We start from the raw sequence: 18338 nt of genomic DNA on the forward strand, positions 1-18338 counted from the left end.
TCATGTGGGCGTGCAGGAAGCCCTTCGCCACCGCGAGCGGCGACGTCCCGTGCAGCCACGGCGAGTGCGGATCGCCCTCCCGATCGGAGAACGCGTGGTGGCGCCGGTGGTCGGCCACCCAGATGATCGGCGGGCCCTGCACGGCCATGCTGCCGGCGATCGCGAGCGCGACCTTCAACGGCCGCTTGGCCTTGAACGACCCGTGCGTGAAGTACCGGTGGTAGCCGATCGTCACCCCGTGCCCGGTGAGCTCGAAGAAGATCACCGCCAGGATCACGTCGGTCCAGGTCAGTCCCCATCCCCACGCCAGCGGCACCGCGGCGATCAGTGCCGCGAACGGCACCAGGATGAAGATGTACACCCCCAGCTGGACATAGTTGTTGCGGCGGCCCACGGTGATCGGCTTCGGGCCCTTACCGGGTGGCGCCGCGCCGCCTGATGTCTCGTCGAGGGTCGTCGTCATCTAGCTACCCCGTCTTCCTCGCCTACTTAGGCTTGCCTCGCCTACGGAACCGTAACTTACGCGTCCCAATGAACCAGGCGAAGTGGCCACACCGCCACTCGCGTGATCTGCATCACACCCATTTGGACGCGCCTACCCTCTGTTGCCCGGGTACCACTGCCACCGCGCGGGCATGCATGCCACGATGTTCAACCGTGGGTGACAACCAACACTCGCGATCCGCCGTGGTGTAAAGGCAGCACCTCAGATTTTGGTTCTGATGGTCCAGGTTCGATCCCTGGCGGCGGAGCTGCTCGTGCCCCTGCGGGCAGCGGTTCGAAAAGGCGTGAAGGTGGCAGCCACGTGGTTGGCGAACGGGACGATCTCGTCGCGTTGGACGAGCGCTCTGACGCGTGGTTGGTCGGCCGTGCGCGAGAGCTCCTCGCCATCACCCAGGCGGGCGAGCGGGCGGACGTGGGCCGCCACATCAACGAGATGGACCGGCTGCTCAACCAGGCCCGCTCACGCAGCGAGCCCAGGATGGTCGCCCAGCTGCTGCGTGCCGCGACCGCCATCCGGGTCGTCGACCAGGCCACCGCCGAGGCCGCGAGCGACATGGTCGAGGAGTTCCTCGACCATGCCAAGCGCAACGACCTGCTGGTGCTGCAGGCCGACGCGCACGCGCTGCGTGGCCTGCGCCTGCTGCTGATCGGCCGCGAGGACGACGCGCTCTCCGAGGTCGCGGTCGGCCTCGCCATGCTCGACGACAAGGTCGTGCCGGACCTGAAGTTCGGCATCCGCGTGTGGCACGTGCTCATGGCGTCCACGCTCATGGACCTCGGCACCGTGCTCGGCCAGCTCGGCGTGTACGAGACCGCCGACACGGTGATGAAGAAGGCCAACCGGCACATCCGCAACGGCGCCGGCTCGCACGACATCTCCGTGCACCTGCTCACCCGCACCCGCCTGCAGCTCGGCTGGGCCCTGCGGCTCGAACGCGCCGGCGAGTCCACCGCGGCCGCCGAGCACTTCGCGGAGGCGGCCGCCATGGCCGAGGCCATCGAGCTGCCGTTCCGCGAGTCGCTGTTCCGGCGCCACCCCGAGAAGTCGGCCGCCGACCAGGTCCCGGTCATCGGCGCCGCACACGCGCTGGCCAACCCGTCCGCCGAGCACCTCGACCGGCTCATCGGCCTGCTGGAGATCGCGCCGCAGCGTGAGCTGATCTTCATCGGGATCGCGGTCGCCCGCTGCCTCGAGGACTCCGGGATGATCGAGGAGGCCGTCGAGACCATCGCCGCGGTGCAGAAGCGCCTGCACAGCAGCCCGTCGGAGCAGGGCCTGTACCTGTGCCTGATCCGGGAGTTCGCCCGGCTGTCCTCCTACGGGCCCGACGACGGCGGCGAGCGGACGAGCTCGGCGCTACAGCTGTACGTCGCCGAGCTTGAGGCGCAGCTGGCCGACGACCGGAGGTCCCGCAAGGCCACACTGGACACCCGGCGTGAGCACGAGCGGCTGTCCCGGCGGCACGGCACGGTCGCGCGCCAGGCCCTGCAGGACCCGCTCACCGGGCTGCCGAACCGGCGCGCCCTGGACGAGCGGCTGGCCGAGCTCGCCGCGCGGGTCGACGAGAAGCCGCTGGCCATCGCGCTGGTCGACCTCGACGGGTTCAAGGGCGTCAACGACCGGATGTCCCACGCGGACGGCGACGACGTGCTGCGGGTGATCGCCAGCACGGTCCGCGACACGTTGCGCGGCTCGGACATGGTCGCCCGGTACGGCGGCGACGAGTTCATCGTCCTGCTGCCCGGCGCGCCGCTCCAGCCGGCGACGGCCGCGTTGCGCCGCGCCGCGGACGCGGTGAACAGCCTGCCGCAGAACCTGTCACACGGTGTCACGCTGTCCGTCGGCGTCGTGTCCCTGCGCCAGGGCGAGACCGCGGCCCGTGCCCTCGCCCGCGCCGACGCGGCCATGTACCAGGCCAAACGCGGCGGCGGCAACGACGTGGTGGCGATCTCGGACGAGGAGCCGGCCGACTCGGCGGAGACCGACTCGGCCTCCGCCGACGCCGTCCCCGACCCGGCGCCCTGACGACTCCGTCGAGGTCCCGGGCGCCCTGGAGGGCAGCCCGGCGCGGCTCTGAAGGTCCCGGCGCGGCAACGTAGGATCGAAATCCGGGGTCGGAGCACCTCCCCGAATTCGATCGCGCCAAAGGGAGACGGCTGTGCCGGAGAGCCGTAGTGGGCTCGGTGAAGTCAGCACGATCATTCTCGCCGCCGGTGGGGGGACCAGGATGCGTTCCCGCACACCGAAGGTCCTGCACAGGCTGGCCGGCCGCTCGCTCGTCGAGCACGCCGTCCGCGCCGCCGCGGGCCTCGGACCGGTTCGCATGGCGGTGGTCGTCGGCCACGGGCGGGACGCGGTCGCCGAGCATCTCGCCGAGGTCGAGAAGGGCGTCGACGCGGCGATCACGGTCGCGGTCCAGGACCAGCAGCACGGCACCGGGCACGCGGTCGGCTGCGCACTCGAGGTCCTCGGCGAACTCGCCGGCACGGTCCTCGTCACCTACGGGGACGTGCCCCTGCTGGACACCGTCACGCTGTCCGCGCTGCTCGCCGAGCACGGGACCGCGGGCAACGCCGTGACCGTCCTCACCGCGGACGTTCCCAACCCGCACGGCTACGGCCGGATCGTCCGGGACGCCGACGGGACGGTCGCCGAGATCGTCGAGCAGAAGGACACCACCCCGGAGCAGGCGGCGATCACCGAGATCAACTCCGGCGTGTACGCGTTCGAGGCGGCAGTGCTCGCCGACGCACTCGGCCGCCTGTCCACCGACAACGCGCAGGGCGAGCAGTACATCACCGACGTGCTGGCCATCGCCCGCGGCGACGGGCAGCGGGTCGGCTCGTGGGTGTGCACGGATCCGTGGCTGGTCGAGGGCGTCAACGACCGCGTCCAGCTGGCCGCGCTGGGCAAGGAGCTGAACCGGCGCCTCGCCGAGCACTGGATGCGGGCCGGCGTCACCATGGTCGACCCGGACACGGTGTGGCTGGACGCGGGCGTCGAGCTGGCCCGCGACGTCGTGCTGGAGCCGAACGTGCAGCTCCGCGGCGCCACCACGGTCGGTGAGGGTTCGGTCGTCGGGCCGGACACCACGCTCACCGACGTGCGGATCGGCGCGGGCGCGAAGGTCGTCCGCACGCACGGCAGCGAGTCGACCATCGGCGACGGCGCCAACGTAGGCCCGTTCGCCTACCTGCGGCCGGGCAGCGTGTTGCACGACAAGGGCAAGATCGGCACGTTCGTCGAGGTCAAGAACTCGGAGATCGGTGCGGGCAGCAAGATCCCGCACCTGTCCTACGTGGGCGACGCGACCATCGGCGAGCACTCCAACATCGGCGCGGCCAGCGTGTTCGTGAACTACGACGGGGTGACCAAGCGCCGGACCGTCGTCGGGTCGCACGTGCGGATGGGCTCCGACAACATGTACGTCGCACCGGTCACGGTCGGCGACGGCGCCTACAGCGGCGCCGGGGCCGTGCTGCGCGACGACGTGCCGCCCGGCGCGCTCGCCGTGTCCGCGGGCACCCAGCGCAACATCGAGGGCTGGGTGGTGCGCAAACGGCCTGGCACGCCGGCCGCCGAGGCCGCACAACGTGCGCTCGGGATCACGGAGGACACATGAACGCCAAGTCCGGGACGCCGCAGAAGACCCTGATGTTCTTCTCCGGGCGGGCTCATCCCGAGCTCGCCGAGGAGGTCGCCAAGCACCTCAACGTGTCGATCACGCCGCAGTCGGCGTACGACTTCGCGAACGGCGAGACGTTCGTGCGGTTCGAGGAGTCGGTGCGCGGCTGCGACGCGTTCGTCATCGAGAGCCACTGCGAGCCCATCAACCAGTGGGTGATGGAGCAGCTGATCATGGTGGACGCCCTGAAGCGGGCGTCGGCCAAGCGGATCACCGCGATCATGCCGTTCTACCCGTACGCGCGGCAGGACAAGAAGCACAAGGGCCGCGAGCCGATCTCCGCGCGCCTGATCGCCGACCTGTTCAAGACCGCCGGTGCGGACCGGATCATGACCGTGGACCTGCACACCGCGCAGATCCAGGGTTTCTTCGACGGCCCGGTGGACCACCTGTTCGCGCAGACGCTGCTGTCGTCGTACGTGCGGGAGAGCTACGGCACCGACAACGTGACGGTCGTGTCGCCGGACGCCGGTCGCACGAAGCTGGCGGAGAAGTGGGCGGACGACCTCGGCGGCGTGCCGATCGCGTTCATCCACAAGACCCGCGACCCGCTGCGCCCCAACGACGTCGTCGCCAACCGCGTGGTCGGTGAGGTGCGCGGCCGGCTGTGCGTGGTGATCGACGACATGATCGACACCGGCGGCACCATCGCGAAGGCCGCCGAGCAGCTGATCGGCGAGGGCGCCCGCGACGTGGTCGTGGCCGCGTCCCACGGCGTGCTGTCCGGCCCGGCGCCCGAGCGGCTCTCGAGGTGCGGCGCACGCGAGGTCGTGCTCACGAACACCCTCCCGATCCCGGACGAGAAGCGCTTCCCGTCGCTGACCGTGCTGTCGATCGCGCCGCTGCTGGCGCGTGCCATCCAGGAGGTCTTCGAGGACGGCTCGGTGACGAGCCTGTTCGACGGCAACGCCTGAGCCCGGACGGCTCGCGTGCGGTGCCCGGGTGGCCCGGCGGCGAGCCGTCGATCAGCGGGTTCCGGGCCGCCGGCGGGGGATCCGCCGGTCAGTCGGCCACCGTATTTCCAACCCGCCGTGCACTTGCGAAAACCAGCGACGTAGACTATCGCGGTTGCCTCGGCGAGGGCAGGCACTACGCCTGGCGTGATCGACGCGGCGGTGTCATATTGCCGCGCGTTCCCACTTCGTCGCCGCTGGCCACCGCCGCCCCCGAAGGTTTTCGTGTAGCAAGGAGTGCACCACCGTGTCCGAGGTCCGTCTCGCCGCCGAAGCACGTACTGAGTTCGGCAAGGGCGCCGCGCGCCGCACCCGTCGCGCCGGCAAGATCCCCGCGGTGCTCTACGGCCACGGTTCCGACCCGAAGCACCTGGCACTGCCGGCGCTCGAGTTCGCCCGCCTGGTCCGTGAGCACGGCAACAACGCGGTGCTGACGTTGGAGTTCGACAGCACGACCGAGCTGGCGCTCACCAAGACCGTCACCACGCACCCGATCAAGAACTACATCGAGCACGTCGACCTGCTGCTCGTCCAGCGCGGCGAGAAGGTCGCGGTCGAGGTGCCGATCGTCGTCACCGGCGAGGCCGTGCCGGGCACGCTGGTCACGCAGGACCTGACCACCGTCGAGGTGTCGGTCGAGGCCCTGCACATCCCCGAGCAGTTCGAGGTGTCCATCGAGGGCGCCGAGCCCGGCACGCAGATCACCGCCGCCGACGTCCCGCTGCCGGCCGGCGCGGAGCTGGTGACCGACGGTGAGGCGCTGGTGCTGGCGGTCAACGTCGCCCCGACCGCGACGGACATCGAGGAAGAGGAAGAGGCCGCCGAGCCGGCGGCCGAGTCCACCGACGAGTGAGTCTCGAAGACCGGGCGGTTCCCTTCGCTGGGGACCGCCCGGTTACTTTTTAGGGCATGACTTCCGCTGACGAACCCGTGCTGGTTGTCGGCCTCGGCAACCCGGGCCCGCGTTATGCCGGCAACCGGCACAACGTGGGCTTCCTGGTGGTCGACGAGCTGGCGGCACGGGTCGGCGGCAAGTTCAAGGCGCACAAGGGCGGCGCCGAGATCCTCGAATGCCGCCTGGCCGGTCGGCGCACGATCCTGGCCAAGCCGAGGTCGTTCATGAACGTCTCCGGCGGACCGGTGGTGGCGAGTGCCCGTTTCTACAAGGTGGCCCCAGCGGACCTGGTGGTCATCCACGACGAGCTGGATCTGCCGTACGCGAACGTGCGCCTCAAGCTGGGTGGCGGGGAGAACGGTCACAACGGTCTACGCTCGATTTCCAAATCCCTCGGCACACGCGACTACCTCCGAGTACGGTTCGGCATCGGACGGCCGCCGGGCCGGATGGACCCCGCAGACTTCGTACTGCGAGACTTCTCGGCGACCGAACGCAAGGAGCTGGCGCTCAACGTCGACCACTGCGCCGACGCGGCGGAGGCGCTGGTGGGCAAGGGCCTGGAAGCGGCGCAGAACCTCTTCCACGCACGGTAGGAGTGGACCTTGGAGGTCGTTCCCTTAACCCCGGTGGTCGTCGACTGCGTGACGTTCGACCGCGCCCCGTTGGGCAGGCGCGGCTACAACGAGGACCAGGTCGACGACTTCCTGGACCGCATACAGGCGACGCTGGAGGGCAAGGACACCCTGACGGCGCGGGAGGTCCGCGACGTCGAGTTCGACCCGGCCCCGTTCATCCGCCGCGGCTACCACGAGGACCAGGTGGACGAGTTCCTGGACATGGTGGTCGAGGAGCTCGAACGCCGGGGCACGCCGGCCCAGCGACCCGGGTCGCCTGCGGGGCCCACGTCGCCCGCGGGGCACGCCCGCCAGCAGCCGATGCCCTACTCGACGGGCGCGTTCCCCCAGCCGACGAGCCGACCGGAGGCACCGCCCGCCCAGCAGCAGGCTGCCCAGTTCCAGTGGCTCACGCCGCAGGCACCGCCACCCACCGCGGCGGAACAGACGGCGCCGATGCTGTTCGCCCAACCCCCGTCGATGCCCCCGCGCGGCACTCAGCCGCTGAAACGGGACGAACGGGATGAAGTGGGAGCGTCCGGCCCTCCGAAATCCAGCGCGCCGACGAGCCCCGACGATCCCGCCGGTCCGGCCCTCACCAAAGACGCACCGGACGTCCCGGCCGGCGATTCTGGACAGACGCCGAACCAGCCGGTCGCGGCTCCGATTCCGGTTGCGTCTGCGGCTCCGGCCTCAGCTCCGGTCCCGACGTCGGCGTCGGCCACCAGCACCGCACCGCCACCGGCCACCCAAGCCGAACCTACGACCGAGGTTCCTCACCCGGAGGCACCGAAGTCAGCGGCGACCAGCCCACCTGCCATCCCATCCGCTGTAGCGACCGAGACGCAGGCATCGCCGACCTCCCCGACGAGTTCCACTCCGGAAGCCGAACCTTCGCCCCCGACGGCGACCTCCCCGGCCGAACCTGCCACGGACGTCTCAGAGTCCGCGGCTTCGGCCCTGGACGACGCCTCGACCGAGGCCACCGCGCAGGTACTCGCCACCTCACCCGCAGACGCCACCGCAACGCCGGACGTGGAGGCTTCTTCCTCAACGTCCGAGCTATCCGGGCCGGCAATCCCTACCTCACCCGCTCCCGCCTCACCCGTCGACACCATCGCTACGCCCGACGCCGAAGCCTCCCCCGCAACATCCGAAGCCACCGCGCCAGCAGTCCCGGCCGCACCTGGTGAACCCGCATCCGAAGTGCCGCTCATGGGTGGCTCGGAGCCGGCCGACGCCTCATCTGAGGACGCCACCGGGACGTCGGAGACCGTCGCTTCCCCCGCAACCGAGGACGTTGGCCAGGTGGCAGCGGATTCGCTGGTCGCGAGTCCTCCTGGTGGCTCTCCTTCTGCCTCCGTCACTCCTTCTGCCTCCGTCACTCCTTCTGCCTCCGTGGCTGCTTCTGCCTCCGTGGCTGCTTCTGCCTCCGTGTCGGCCTCGGACGCGGAGCCTGCTGAAGTCGGCGCACCGCACCCTGACGTCGGCGCATCGCACCCTGAGGACGGGCTCGCGATCCACGGGCCTGCGGACGCGCCGCGCGTCGACCAACCCTCGGTCGCGTTGGCGGCGGTGGACGCCGCGCTGCCCGGTGAGCACGGTGACCCCGGGTTGGCGGCCTGGCGCGACTCGGAGCAGCTCGTTCTGCCGCTTCCGCCCGCTCCGCCTGGCGAGCGTGGTTACCGGCCTGGTGATGTCGAGCGGCTCGTGCAGGTTCTTGCCGCCTTGCTTGCCGATCCCGAGTCCGCTGGGCCGGACGAGTTGGCCTCGCTCAAGCTCTCCCGCACCTTCTTCGTCGGGCAGGGATATCACGTGGAGGCCGTGGACGCGGTTCGGCAGGCTTGGGTCGACGAACTGCGACGCCGCGCCCGTTGACGAACGGCGACGCCGCGCCCGTTGACGAACGGCGGCGCCGCTCCCGTCGAGGAGTGCGGCGCCGCGATTCTGCCTTGGTCTGCTGCTTCGTCTTGGTCTGCTGACTCGGCTCGGGCTGCTGACTCGCTTGGTCTGCTGCTTCTGCCTTGGACTGCTGGTGGCTGCTAGGAGGCAGCGTCCCTGATTGACTCGGCCAGTTGTTCTCCGGCTGCCGCGCGGCGGAGTTTGCCTGACGGAGTCTTGGGTAACGTGCCCGCCGTCAGTACGAGTACCGCCGACGGGCGGGCGTTCACGGCTTCGAAGACTCGCGCGCCGATCTCCTTGCGGAGGGTCTTCACCTTTTCCGCGTCGTTGGCGAATCTTGACTCCACCACGACCGCGAAGCGTTCTCGGCGGGTTCCCGCGTCCAGGCGGACCGCTACGGCGTTGCCGGCTCGGACGCCGTCCACCGAGGTCGCGGCGCGTTCTATGTCCGTCGGGTAGATGTTGCGGCCGGCCAGGATGATCACGTCTTTTGCGCGGCCGCAGATGACTATTTCTCCGTCGACCAGGTAGCCCAGGTCGCCGGTGGACAGCCAGCCTTCCTCGTCCTGTGTGGCCAGTGGGCCGTCCACCGTCAGGTAGCCGGGGGTTACCGAGGCGCCCTTCACCTGGATTTCGCCTACTTCGCGGGGGCCGCGGACTTCGCCGGTGCTGGTCGACACGATTCTCGCTTCGAAGCCGTCCAGGGGTGGGCCCAGGATGGCGAACGTGCGGCGGTCGGCTTCCGGAGTGTCCGCCGGCACTGGAACGGCCTTGTTCTCCTCTTCCAGTGCCACCGCGTTCACGTGGTCAAGGCGTAGGCCGATCATGGGGCTGGCGAAGGAGATCGCCAGCGTTCCCTCCGCCATGCCGTAGGCGGGGAAGACGCATTCCGCGGGCATGTGGAACCTGGCGCCCGCCGCCACGAACGCCGCCACTGCCTTCTCGTCGATTGGTTCCGCGCCATTGAGGGCGATGCGGAGGGTGGACAGGTCGTACTCGTCGTCGTTGTCCACGCCGGACAGGCGGCGGCCCAGCAGCGCGTACGCGAAGTTCGGCGCCGCCGTGATCGTGCCGCGGTAGTCGGAGATCAGCTTCGCCCACAGCAGTGGCGCGGTCAGGAACTCGACGGGCGTCACCTTGACCAGCTCAATACCGAACGCCATCGGCGTCGTGTAGAAGCCGACCATGCCCATGTCGTGGAACATCGGCAGCCACGACACCATGATGTCGTTCGCCGGGTCCAGCTCGGCGCGGCGGCCCATCGCCGTGATGTTCTCGAGCAGGTTGCCGTGTGTGATGCGCACGGCCTTCGGGTCGGCTGTCGAGCCGCTGGTCAGCTGGAGCAACGCGGGCGCGTCCTCGTCGACCTCGACGAACGACTCCAGCGGCGTGCCCGACCCCAGGTCGGTGACCAGGCGGTAGCCGATGCCGTGCTGCTCGAGCACCGGGCCGAGCTGGTCGAACGGCTCGCCGAGCAGGACCAGCTTGGAGCCGATCATGTTCAGCACCCGCACGGTGTCCTCGGCCCACAGCGCCAGGTCGGAACGCGGCGTCGGCTGGTGCAGCATCGTCACGCTGCCACCGGCGAGCCACACCGCCTGCACGGCCGGACCGATCGAGGCGGGTGCCGCGGCCAGCACGGCCACCGCGTCGCCGGGTGCCAGGCCGTGGCCGACCAACCCGCCGGCCACCGCCCTGGCCTGCTCATGCACCTGGGCCCAGGTGGTGCGCACCAGGTTGCCGGGCTCCCCTGTGCTGACACCGCGATCACTGGCCCCGGCCGTGGCGACCACCCTGTCGACGAAACGACTCATACGGCAAGCGTAAAGGGCCCTATTCGGCCACGTCCGCCACGTCCAGCCAACGTTGTTCGACGGTTGACTTGTCGGCAAGCAACGCACGCAGCTCGGCGTCCAGCTCCAGCAACCGCTCGGCGTCGGTCGCGGCCTTCGCCAGTGCCTGGTGCAGCTCACCTTCCCGCCTGGTCAGCTTGTCGAGCTGGCGCTCCAGCCGGGCCAGCTCCTTCTGCGCGGCACGGCGCTCGGCCGCGTTCGACTTCGGCGCCTCCGCCGGGCCGGCGGGTAGCGGGGCCGGCACAAGCGCGGCGGCGTCACGGCGCGCGAGGTACTCCTCGATGCCACCGGGCAGGTCGGTGATGCGCCCGTCGCCCAGCAGCGCGACGACCGTGTCACACACGCGCTCCACCAGGTACCGGTCGTGCGAGACCACGACCAGCGTGCCCGCCCACGAGTCGAGCAGGTCCTCCACCTGCTGCAACGTGTCGATGTCGAGGTCGTTCGTCGGCTCGTCGAGCAGCAGGACGTTCGGCTCGGCCATCAGCAGCCGGGCGAGCTGCAACCGCCGGCGCTCGCCGCCGGACAGGTCGCCGACCGGCGTCCACTGGCGCGCGGCCGGGAACCCGAACCGCTCCGCCAGCTGCGACGCCGACATCTCCTGCTTGCCGAGCGTCACCCGCCGGGCGACCTCCTCGACCGCCTCGAGCACGCGCAGCGACGGCGGCAGGTCGTGCAGCTCCTGCGTCAGGTACGCCAACCGCACGGTCTGCCCCTGCACGCGCCGGCCGGTCAGCGGCTCGACCTCGCCGGCCAGCGACCGGAGCAGTGTGGTCTTGCCCGAGCCGTTGACCCCGACGAGCCCGATGCGGTCGCCAGGCCCGATGCGCCACGTCTGCCGCTCGACCAGGGACTTGTCCCCGGCCCGGAGCGTCACGTCCTCCAGTTCGAGGACCGTCCGACCCAGCCGCCTCTTGGCGAACGCCAGCAGCTCGACCGAGTCGCGCGGCGGCGGCACGTCCGAGATCAGCGCCTCGGCCGCCTCGATGCGATACCGCGGCTTGGACGTGCGGGCGGGCGGCCCACGCCGCAGCCACGCCAGCTCCTTGCGTGCGAGGTTGCGCCGTTTCTCCTCGACGGTCGCGGCGAGCCGGGCACGCTCGGCCCGCGCGAACACCCAGTCGGCGTAGCCGCCCTCGTACTGCTCGACCCTGCCGCCGACGACCTCCCACGTGCGGGTGCACACGGTGTCGAGGAACCAGCGGTCGTGTGTGACGACCACCAGCGCGGTGCCCCGGGCCAGCAGGTGGTCGGCCAGCCAACGCACCCCCTCCACGTCGAGGTGGTTGGTCGGCTCGTCCAGGATCAGCAGGTCGAGCTCCTGCACGAGCGCGGCCGCCAGCGCAACCCGACGCCGTTCCCCGCCGGACATGTCCCGCACCGGCGAGTCCAGCCCGAAGGCGGTGATGCCCAGCCCGTCGAGGATCGACCGCGCACGCGGGTCCGCGGCCCACTCGTGCTCCGCCGTGATGCCGAGTGGGTCCAGCACGGCGTTGCGCACCGTGGCGCCCTCGGCCAGTTCGGTCCGCTGGGTGACGACGGCCTGCCGCAGGTCGCGTACCCGGCTGACCCGACCGTCGTCCGCCGGTTCGATCCCGGCGAGGACCTCGAGCAGCGTGGTCTTGCCGCCCCCGTTCAGGCCGACGACACCGATGCGGTCACCCCCGGCGACGCCGAGCGAGACGCCGTCGAGCAGCGGCTTGATCCCGTAGCTCTTGGCGACAGACTCGAGGTTGACCAGGTTGACCACGACGCTGACGTTACCGAGCCTCGGTAGGGTGGCCGCATGCGCCCGCAGCCGGGTGAGGTCCTCCACTTCTCCGAGGACCCGACCATCAGCCGGTTCGAACCACATGTGGCGGCGACGGCCCAGCGGAAGGAGCCGTTCGTCTGGGCGGTGGACTCCGCCCGCTGCCCCGACTACTGGTTCCCGCGTGACTGCCCACGCGCCATGGCATGGGCGACCAGGACGTCGACCCGCGCCGACCGCGAGCGAGTTCTCGGACCGGGCGGCGGTGATCGCCTACACGTCATCGAGTACGGCTGGCTGGAAGCCATGCGCACAATTAAGTTGTATGCGTATCGCCTGCCGGCGACCGATTTCTATCCGATAGGCACCCCCGTTCCGAACGCCCATGTGTCAACGAAATCCCTGGTTCCCCTCGGCCCGCCGGAAGAGGTCGGGGACCTGTTGCGGCTACACGAGGAAAGCGGGATACAGCTGCGGGTCCTGAACAACCTGTGGCCTTTCTGGGACGCCGTGGTGAGCACGACACTGGGGTTCAGCGGAATCCGGTTGAAGAATGCGAAACCGAGACCGTAGCCCGGTCTCCGGAAACCACATTACGAGTTTCGATCGTGAGGCGTCGGCGCGAGAAGGCAATCTGTGGACAACTACCCCGCCTGTGGACAACCTGTGGACTGCCGGCCTTGAACGCGCGGTTCTGTCGGTGTCGGGTGGCAGGATGGCCCCGGCAGAGCCATCAGCTCGGCTCCACGGAACAGCGGGCGGCTCGAAGCCGGCCGCGAGCACGCCGGCGTTGCGCAACCGCAGGACGGATCCGATCTCCGGGACATCGACGAGGAACGGGTGCGTGAACCCACCCCAGGCGAGGATGTTGTGAGCGCATCTCTAGCCGCGACTGGGGATGCGCGGCCGGGCTCCGAAGAGACCACGAAAGCCCGATGCGAGACGTGCTGAAGGCCGAACGCGGCAACGATGGGGCGCAGCCATACCGATACGACACGTGTTAAAAGCCGAACGCGGCAACGGTGAGACGCAGCCATACCGATACGACACGCGTTCAAGCCGAACGCGGCAACAGTGAGACGCAACCACACCGAAACGACACGCGTTCAAGCCCAACGCGGCAACAGTGAGGCGCAACCGTGGCGACAGCAGTCAGTGGTCAGTGATCAGCAGCCCGAACGGCCGGCGACGCGGCTCAGGCGTGCACCTGTGGCGGGGCCGCCCTCGGCTCGTCGTCGCCGCCGATCACGCGGGCGCCGGGTACCGGGCCGTGGACGACCCGGACGGTTCGGCAGACGCCCGCGCCCGACAGCTCGGCCGCGACCCTCAGCGCGTCGTCGGCGTCCGCGCACAGGAACGCGCAGGTTGGGCCCGAGCCGGACACCGTTCCCGCCAGTGCGCCGGCCGCGACGCCCGCGCGCAGTGTGCGCCGCAGGCCCGGTCGTAGGGAGACCGCCGCCGCCTGTAGGTCGTTGCCGTTGCCCAGCAGGTGTGCCAGCTGCTCCGGGTCGCCGGTCGCGAGGGCCTCCAGGACCGGCTCGACGTCGCCGACGCGTCGTGGTTCGCCGTCCGCGCGTAGGCGGTCCAGCTCGCCGTAGACCTTCGGGGTCGCCAGGCCGCCGCGGGCGAACGCCAGCACCCAGTGGAACGTGTGTCGCGACAGGACCGGGACGATCGACTCGCCTCGGCCGGTGCCGAGTGCCGTGCCGCCGTGGAGCATGAACGGGACGTCGCTGCCGAGGTTGGCCGCGATCCCCGACAGCTCGTCGCGGCCGATCTCCAGTTTCCACAGGTTCGCGAGGCCGACGAGCGTCGCCGCGGCGTCGGCGCTGCCGCCGGCCATGCCGCCCGACACCGGGATGCCCTTGCGAATCAGCACCCGCACCTTCAGCTCGTCCACGTCGCGACCGACGTGGCGCGCGAGCTCCTCCACCGCGCGCCACGCCAGGTTCGCGCCGTTCGTCGGCACCGCCGTCGCGCCCTCGCCCTGGACCTCGACACCCGGCTCGTCCGCGACCGCCACCGTCACCTCGTCGGTCAGCGACAAGGACTGGAACACGGTGGTCAACTCGTGGAACCCGTCCTTGCGCACGTCACCCACCGCGAGGTACAGGTTCACCTTGGACGGGACCCGGACGGTCACTGGTCGGGGGACGACTGCGAGCACCCCATCAGCCTACGGGCACGTCACAGTCCCGCCGTTACGCGGCCGCGACACCCTGCGGACCGGTCAGCGCCCGCCGCACGTACGCGCCCCGTTCGGCCAGCCAGCCCAGCGCCGCGTCGACCCGGTCACTACCGGTCATCGCGAGGCGGAAGCGGGCCACCGGCGTCTCGCCGATCTTGGTCACGCCGCCGCCGGCGACGCTGATCTCGGTGCCGAACCGGCTCGCGGCCTCGGGCAGCAGCGCGCCGATCGACGCGAAGCCCACCAGCACGACGTCCGCGACGCCCTGTGCCAGGTCGTCGATGGTCGGCAGCACGGCCCGCGCGACACGGCTGTCCGGGTCACGCACGAGGTCGAGCAGCTTGCCCTGTTCGACGATGCGCCCCTGGTCGAGCACCGCGGCGTCGTCGGCGATCTTGCGGACGACGCTGGTGTCCGGGGTGACGACCAGGACGGTGGCGCCCAGCTCGGCACGGGCCCGGTCGAGGACGGCGAGCACGCCCGCGGCACCGGTCGCGTCCAGCTGACTGGTCGGGTCGTCGGCCAGCACGATCGCCGGCTCGCCGACCAGTGCCCGCGCGATGGCGACGCGCTGGCGCTGCCCGGCGGTGAGCTGGTCGGGGTAGGTGGCGGCCTTGTCGGTGAGGCCGATCAGGTCGAGCAGCCTGCCGACCTTGTCGCGGCGGCGCGGACCGTCCATGCCGGCCTGCTCGAGCGGGAGTGCGATGTTCCCGGCGGTGGTGCGCTGCGGGAGGAGCGAGTCACCGGCGGGGACCACGCCGATGCGGGAGCGGGCGGCACGCAGGCTGCGCTCGTCGAGCGTGCCGGTGTTGAGGCCGTCCAGGCGGAGGACGCCGCTGTCGGGACGCTCGCGGAGGGCGAGCACACGGGTGAGGGTCGACTTGCCGGCCCCCTTCGGGCCCACGACGCCGGCGATGACCCCCGCCGGCACGTCCAGGTTGACGTCGTCCAGCGCGACGACGGCGCCGGTTGTACTTCGGAACGACTTGGTCAGGTTCTCGACGGTGATCACGATGTGCTCCAGTCCAGGCTCGCGCGGCACTACCGGCTCGCGCGTGTGGGAGGTGGCCCGTAGTCGGGCCGGGAATCGTCAGTGGGCTCGTGGGATGAGCGCGACAGCGATGTTGGCTGCGCAAACTCCGCTCAGCGACGACAGCCTGTGACCGTGCGACGGCACTGGTCGATTACCCGCCTGGTGGTGAGGATCTGCACCGTTCTCACTCCTCCATCGCTCCTGGCGGTAGCACCTGCCCTCGACGGGTGGTTGCTGCGGCGTCTTAGAGCCAGGTCTCTCGGCCGCTCGGGATGGATACCTCAAGTAGTACACCTGACGGACCCGTCAAATTGCAACCCGCTAACCGGCAGATTGAGTCCCGATATTTGGCAGATCACACCCCTTACGGGCGGGCCTTACCTGCCATTCGGGTGATGGCGGCGAAGTCACCAACCGTGAGTGTCTCCCCGCGCGCGCCGGGACTCACCCCCGCACGGGTGAGGATTTCGGCGGCCTGGTCGGCGCCGCCGGCCCAGGTCGCGAGGGCCGCGCGCAGGGTCTTGCGGCGCTGGGCGAAGGCCGCGTCGACCAGCCGGAACATGGCTTCACGGTCGGCGTCGGGGGTCGGCCGGCGGGTGAGGAGGACGAGCGCGGAGTCGACGTTGGGGACGGGCCAGAAGACGCTGCGCGGGACGGTCGCGACGCGGCGGGCCTCGGCGTACCAGGCGATCTTGACGCTGGGGACGCCGTAGGTCCGGCCGCCGGGTGCGGCGGCCATGCGGTCGGCGACCTCGGCCTGGACCATGACCAGCGCCTTGGTCATGGTGGGCAGCTCGGCGAGCAGGTGCAGGACGACCGGGACGGAGATGTTGTAAGGGAGGTTGGCGACGAGCGCCGTGGGCTGGGTGAGCTGGTCGGCGGTGACGCGGAGGGCGTCGGCGGTCAGCACCGTCAGGCGGTCGGCGAGGGTGGGGGCGCGGTCGGCCACGGTCTTCGGGAGGCGCTCCGCCAGTACCGGGTCGACCTCGACGGCCACCACCCGTTCGACGGCCGGGAGCAAAGCGAGGGTGAGCGAGCCGAGGCCCGGCCCGACCTCGAGCACGACGTCGCGGGAGTCGAGCGCGGCCGTCGAGACGATGCGACGCACCGTGTTGGGGTCGTGGACGAAGTTCTGGCCCAGCTTCTTCGTCGGCCGCACGTCCAGCTCCTCGGCCAGGCGCCGGATGTCGGCCGGCCCGAGGAGTGCGCTTGTCTCGGCCCCGGTCACCGGGAAAGCCTAGCCAGGCCGTGACATGCCTGTGGGCCGGGCTCCGCGGAGGAGCACCGGCCCACAGGTCTCGGGGAGCCGAGGGAGCTTTACTGCGGCAGGCCCAGCCTCTTCGAGCAGGCCGGCCATGCGCCGTATCCGCCGCGGTTGTCGCGGACCTTGGTCGCGATGGCGATCTGCTGCTCGCGGCTGGCCAGGTCCGGGCGGGAGGCGTACTGGCCGCCGCCGTTGGCGTTCCACGTGCTGATGTTGAACTGGAGGCCGCCGTAGTAACCGTTGCCGGTGTTGATGGCCCAGTTGCCGCCGGCCTCACACTGCGCCAGGCGGTCCCAGACCTCGCCGTCCGAGATGACCGGCTGCGGGGGCTTCTTCGTGCCGACCCGCACGACCTTCGGCTTGGCTTCCTTGGTCGTCTTGGAGCCGATCTCCTGGCGGGAGACCTCTTTGCCGTTCTTGATCGTGATGCGATACGTCGCGATGCGCTCGCCCGCCACGCCCGGGTCCACCACGACCTGGGTGCCCTTGTCGGCGTTCGGGTCCTCGACCTCCTGGACCGGCGGGTCGATGGCCTCGGTCTGGTTGACCACCGTGACACCGTTGCGGGTGATCCGCACCTCGGCGCCGTTGGTGAGCTTGACCTCCGCACCCGGGGCGAGGGCGTCGTCGGGACCGAGCGACAGCTTCAGGTCCTTCAGCAGGTCGCCGGCGGTGACCGCGTTGGTCTGCATCGGCTTGGGCGCGTTGGCCCCGTCGAACAGGGTGATGTTCTTGAGCGTCGCGACCTCGACGGACATCCCGTTGAGCGGGATCTCCTTGTCGGCGGACTGCGACAGCTTCGCACCGTCGGTCGACAGGTTCAGCTGCTTGAGCGCCTCGCCGACCGTGGTCGCGCGGACCCAGAAGTCACGCTTCTGGCCGTCGATCGTCAGGTGGAGCTGGCGGCCGCGCTGGAGGACGATCTTGCCGTCGTCGTTGATCGCGGCGTTGGGGGACGGGGAGAGCGCGTCGTGGCTGCCGACGTTGATGCCCTCGTCCTGGAGCACCTCGCCGACCGTGTCGGCGTAGGTGCTGACCTGGTGCGCCTGACCGTCGATGTCGACCGTCACGGACTTGTTCATCGCGATCGCCGCGGCGCCGCCGCCGATCAGCGAGACCAGGATGGACGCGATCGTCGCCTTGAGGACCGACTTCTTCCAGCGCTTGATGCCGGTGACGACCTCGGGCGGAGTGTCGTCGTGGTCGGTCAGCGGCAGCTCGTAGGCGGTGCCGTCGGCGGACAGCGCGTCCGGGATGACCGGGAGGACGGTGGTCTCGGCGTTGATCAGCCGGATCAGCTCGTCCACGTCGACGTTCGCCGCCGCCATGAGGTCGTCGGCCTGGGGGCCGAGGGCCACACGGACGTCGTGGTCGGTGATCGACAGGGAGCCCGAGTAGGCCTCCGCGTCGGCCTCCGGGCCGCCGTAGAAGTCGGGGAACTCGGAGCGCCACGCACGGAAGTCCTCATCGAGGACCGTCGTGGCGGGTCCGGCTACAACCGGGGTGAACCAGTCAGTGTCGGCGAAGGCCGAACTGCCAGGTCTGCTACCGGATCCAGTCACTGGGTCGATACCTCCTGAAGGCCGCGGCCTTGCCCGACTACTGCGCGGCTGCGCGCTTTCGCTTGTTACGACTTCCCACGGTTGGCCACCGGTCCCCGACCTGTGCCGGCCTAGCCGCGGGTTTTCCCCTG

Annotated in this window: 13 protein-coding genes, 1 tRNA gene, 1 pseudogene and 1 riboswitch; of the genes and pseudogenes, 8 read left to right on the forward strand and 7 right to left on the reverse strand. The window is 70.4% G+C overall.

Going from position 1 to position 18338, the window contains the following annotated elements; translation table 11 throughout:
• Positions 1-463: pseudogene (locus tag VET29_RS05525) on the reverse strand (acyl-CoA desaturase); the annotation flags it as partial.
• Positions 464-681: 218 nt separating this feature from the next.
• Here VET29_RS05525 and VET29_RS05530 point away from each other — a divergent pair.
• The 7 genes from VET29_RS05530 (at position 682) to VET29_RS05560 (ending at position 8533) form a co-directional block, all read left to right on the forward strand.
• Positions 682-752, forward strand: a tRNA-Gln gene (locus VET29_RS05530).
• A gap of 53 nt (positions 753-805) precedes the next feature.
• Positions 806-2530, forward strand: coding sequence for a GGDEF domain-containing protein (locus VET29_RS05535; RefSeq protein WP_324915494.1), 1725 nt, complete (start codon positions 806-808; stop codon positions 2528-2530).
• 133 nt (positions 2531-2663) lie between these two features.
• Positions 2664-4127 (forward strand): bifunctional UDP-N-acetylglucosamine diphosphorylase/glucosamine-1-phosphate N-acetyltransferase GlmU, encoded by a 1464-nt coding sequence (gene glmU / locus VET29_RS05540; protein WP_324915496.1) that lies wholly within the window; start codon positions 2664-2666, stop codon positions 4125-4127.
• The gene (locus VET29_RS05545; protein ID WP_324915498.1) at positions 4124-5104 is read left to right on the forward strand and encodes a ribose-phosphate diphosphokinase; all 981 of its coding nucleotides are present in this window, start codon (positions 4124-4126) and stop codon (positions 5102-5104) included. The genes glmU and VET29_RS05545 overlap by 4 nt, the downstream gene beginning before the upstream one ends.
• Positions 5105-5390: 286 nt before the next feature.
• Complete coding sequence (locus VET29_RS05550; protein WP_324915500.1) at positions 5391-5996, forward strand: 50S ribosomal protein L25/general stress protein Ctc; 606 nt, start codon at positions 5391-5393, stop codon at positions 5994-5996.
• A gap of 56 nt (positions 5997-6052) precedes the next feature.
• Entirely contained in the window at positions 6053-6634 is a 582-nt protein-coding gene (pth, locus tag VET29_RS05555) for an aminoacyl-tRNA hydrolase (RefSeq protein ID WP_324915502.1), read from the forward strand.
• Positions 6635-6643: 9 nt separating this feature from the next.
• Positions 6644-8533 carry a DivIVA domain-containing protein gene (locus VET29_RS05560; protein ID WP_324915504.1) on the forward strand — a complete coding sequence of 630 codons (1890 nt, stop codon included), beginning with the start codon at positions 6644-6646 and terminating at the stop codon, positions 8531-8533.
• A gap of 164 nt (positions 8534-8697) precedes the next feature.
• Here VET29_RS05560 and VET29_RS05565 read toward each other — a convergent pair whose 3' ends face one another.
• Together VET29_RS05565 and VET29_RS05570 are read right to left on the reverse strand one after the other, a co-directional pair.
• Positions 8698-10371, reverse strand: a complete 1674-nt coding sequence (locus VET29_RS05565) for a fatty acyl-AMP ligase (protein WP_324915506.1) — start codon at positions 10369-10371, stop codon at positions 8698-8700.
• Positions 10372-10390: 19 nt separating this feature from the next.
• Positions 10391-12160 carry an ABC-F family ATP-binding cassette domain-containing protein gene (locus VET29_RS05570; RefSeq protein ID WP_324915508.1) on the reverse strand — a complete coding sequence of 590 codons (1770 nt, stop codon included), beginning with the start codon at positions 12158-12160 and terminating at the stop codon, positions 10391-10393.
• Positions 12161-12196: 36 nt separating this feature from the next.
• Between VET29_RS05570 and VET29_RS05575 the strand changes: the two genes are divergently transcribed.
• The gene (locus VET29_RS05575) at positions 12197-12733 is read left to right on the forward strand and encodes a DUF6886 family protein (protein WP_324915510.1); all 537 of its coding nucleotides are present in this window, start codon (positions 12197-12199) and stop codon (positions 12731-12733) included.
• A 622-nt stretch (positions 12734-13355) separates the two neighbouring features.
• Here VET29_RS05575 and VET29_RS05580 read toward each other — a convergent pair.
• The 4 genes from VET29_RS05580 to VET29_RS05595 all read right to left on the reverse strand — a co-directional run bounded on the left by VET29_RS05580 (position 13356) and on the right by VET29_RS05595 (position 18207).
• Positions 13356-14327, reverse strand: a complete 972-nt coding sequence (locus VET29_RS05580) for a 4-(cytidine 5'-diphospho)-2-C-methyl-D-erythritol kinase (protein ID WP_324915512.1) — start codon at positions 14325-14327, stop codon at positions 13356-13358.
• A gap of 34 nt (positions 14328-14361) precedes the next feature.
• On the reverse strand, positions 14362-15360 hold the full coding sequence (locus tag VET29_RS05585) for a methionine ABC transporter ATP-binding protein (protein WP_324915514.1): 999 nt from the start codon (positions 15358-15360) through the stop codon (positions 14362-14364).
• A 210-nt stretch (positions 15361-15570) separates the two neighbouring features.
• Positions 15571-15660, reverse strand: a riboswitch (SAM riboswitch).
• A gap of 85 nt (positions 15661-15745) precedes the next feature.
• Positions 15746-16609, reverse strand: a complete 864-nt coding sequence (gene rsmA, locus VET29_RS05590) for a 16S rRNA (adenine(1518)-N(6)/adenine(1519)-N(6))-dimethyltransferase RsmA (RefSeq protein ID WP_324915516.1) — start codon at positions 16607-16609, stop codon at positions 15746-15748.
• Positions 16610-16698: 89 nt separating this feature from the next.
• Positions 16699-18207: a transglycosylase family protein gene (locus tag VET29_RS05595; protein WP_324915518.1), complete on the reverse strand. Its 1509-nt coding sequence runs from the start codon at positions 18205-18207 to the stop codon at positions 16699-16701.
• Positions 18208-18338 lie beyond the last annotated feature (131 nt).

The sequence above is a fragment of the Actinophytocola sp. genome (assembly GCF_035634895.1).
In the GTDB taxonomy this organism is placed as follows: domain Bacteria; phylum Actinomycetota; class Actinomycetes; order Mycobacteriales; family Pseudonocardiaceae; genus Actinophytocola.

Excerpts from the sequence above, each read along its gene's own strand:
- pth (WP_324915502.1), top strand. The coding sequence starts at position 6,053 with ATGACTTCCGCTGACGAACCCGTGCTGGTTGTCGGCCTCGGCAACCCG.
- VET29_RS05545 (WP_324915498.1), top strand. The coding sequence starts at position 4,124 with ATGAACGCCAAGTCCGGGACGCCGCAGAAGACCCTGATGTTCTTCTCC.
- VET29_RS05575 (WP_324915510.1), top strand. The coding sequence starts at position 12,197 with ATGCGCCCGCAGCCGGGTGAGGTCCTCCACTTCTCCGAGGACCCGACC.
- VET29_RS05565 (WP_324915506.1), bottom strand. The coding sequence starts at position 10,371 with ATGAGTCGTTTCGTCGACAGGGTGGTCGCCACGGCCGGGGCCAGTGAT.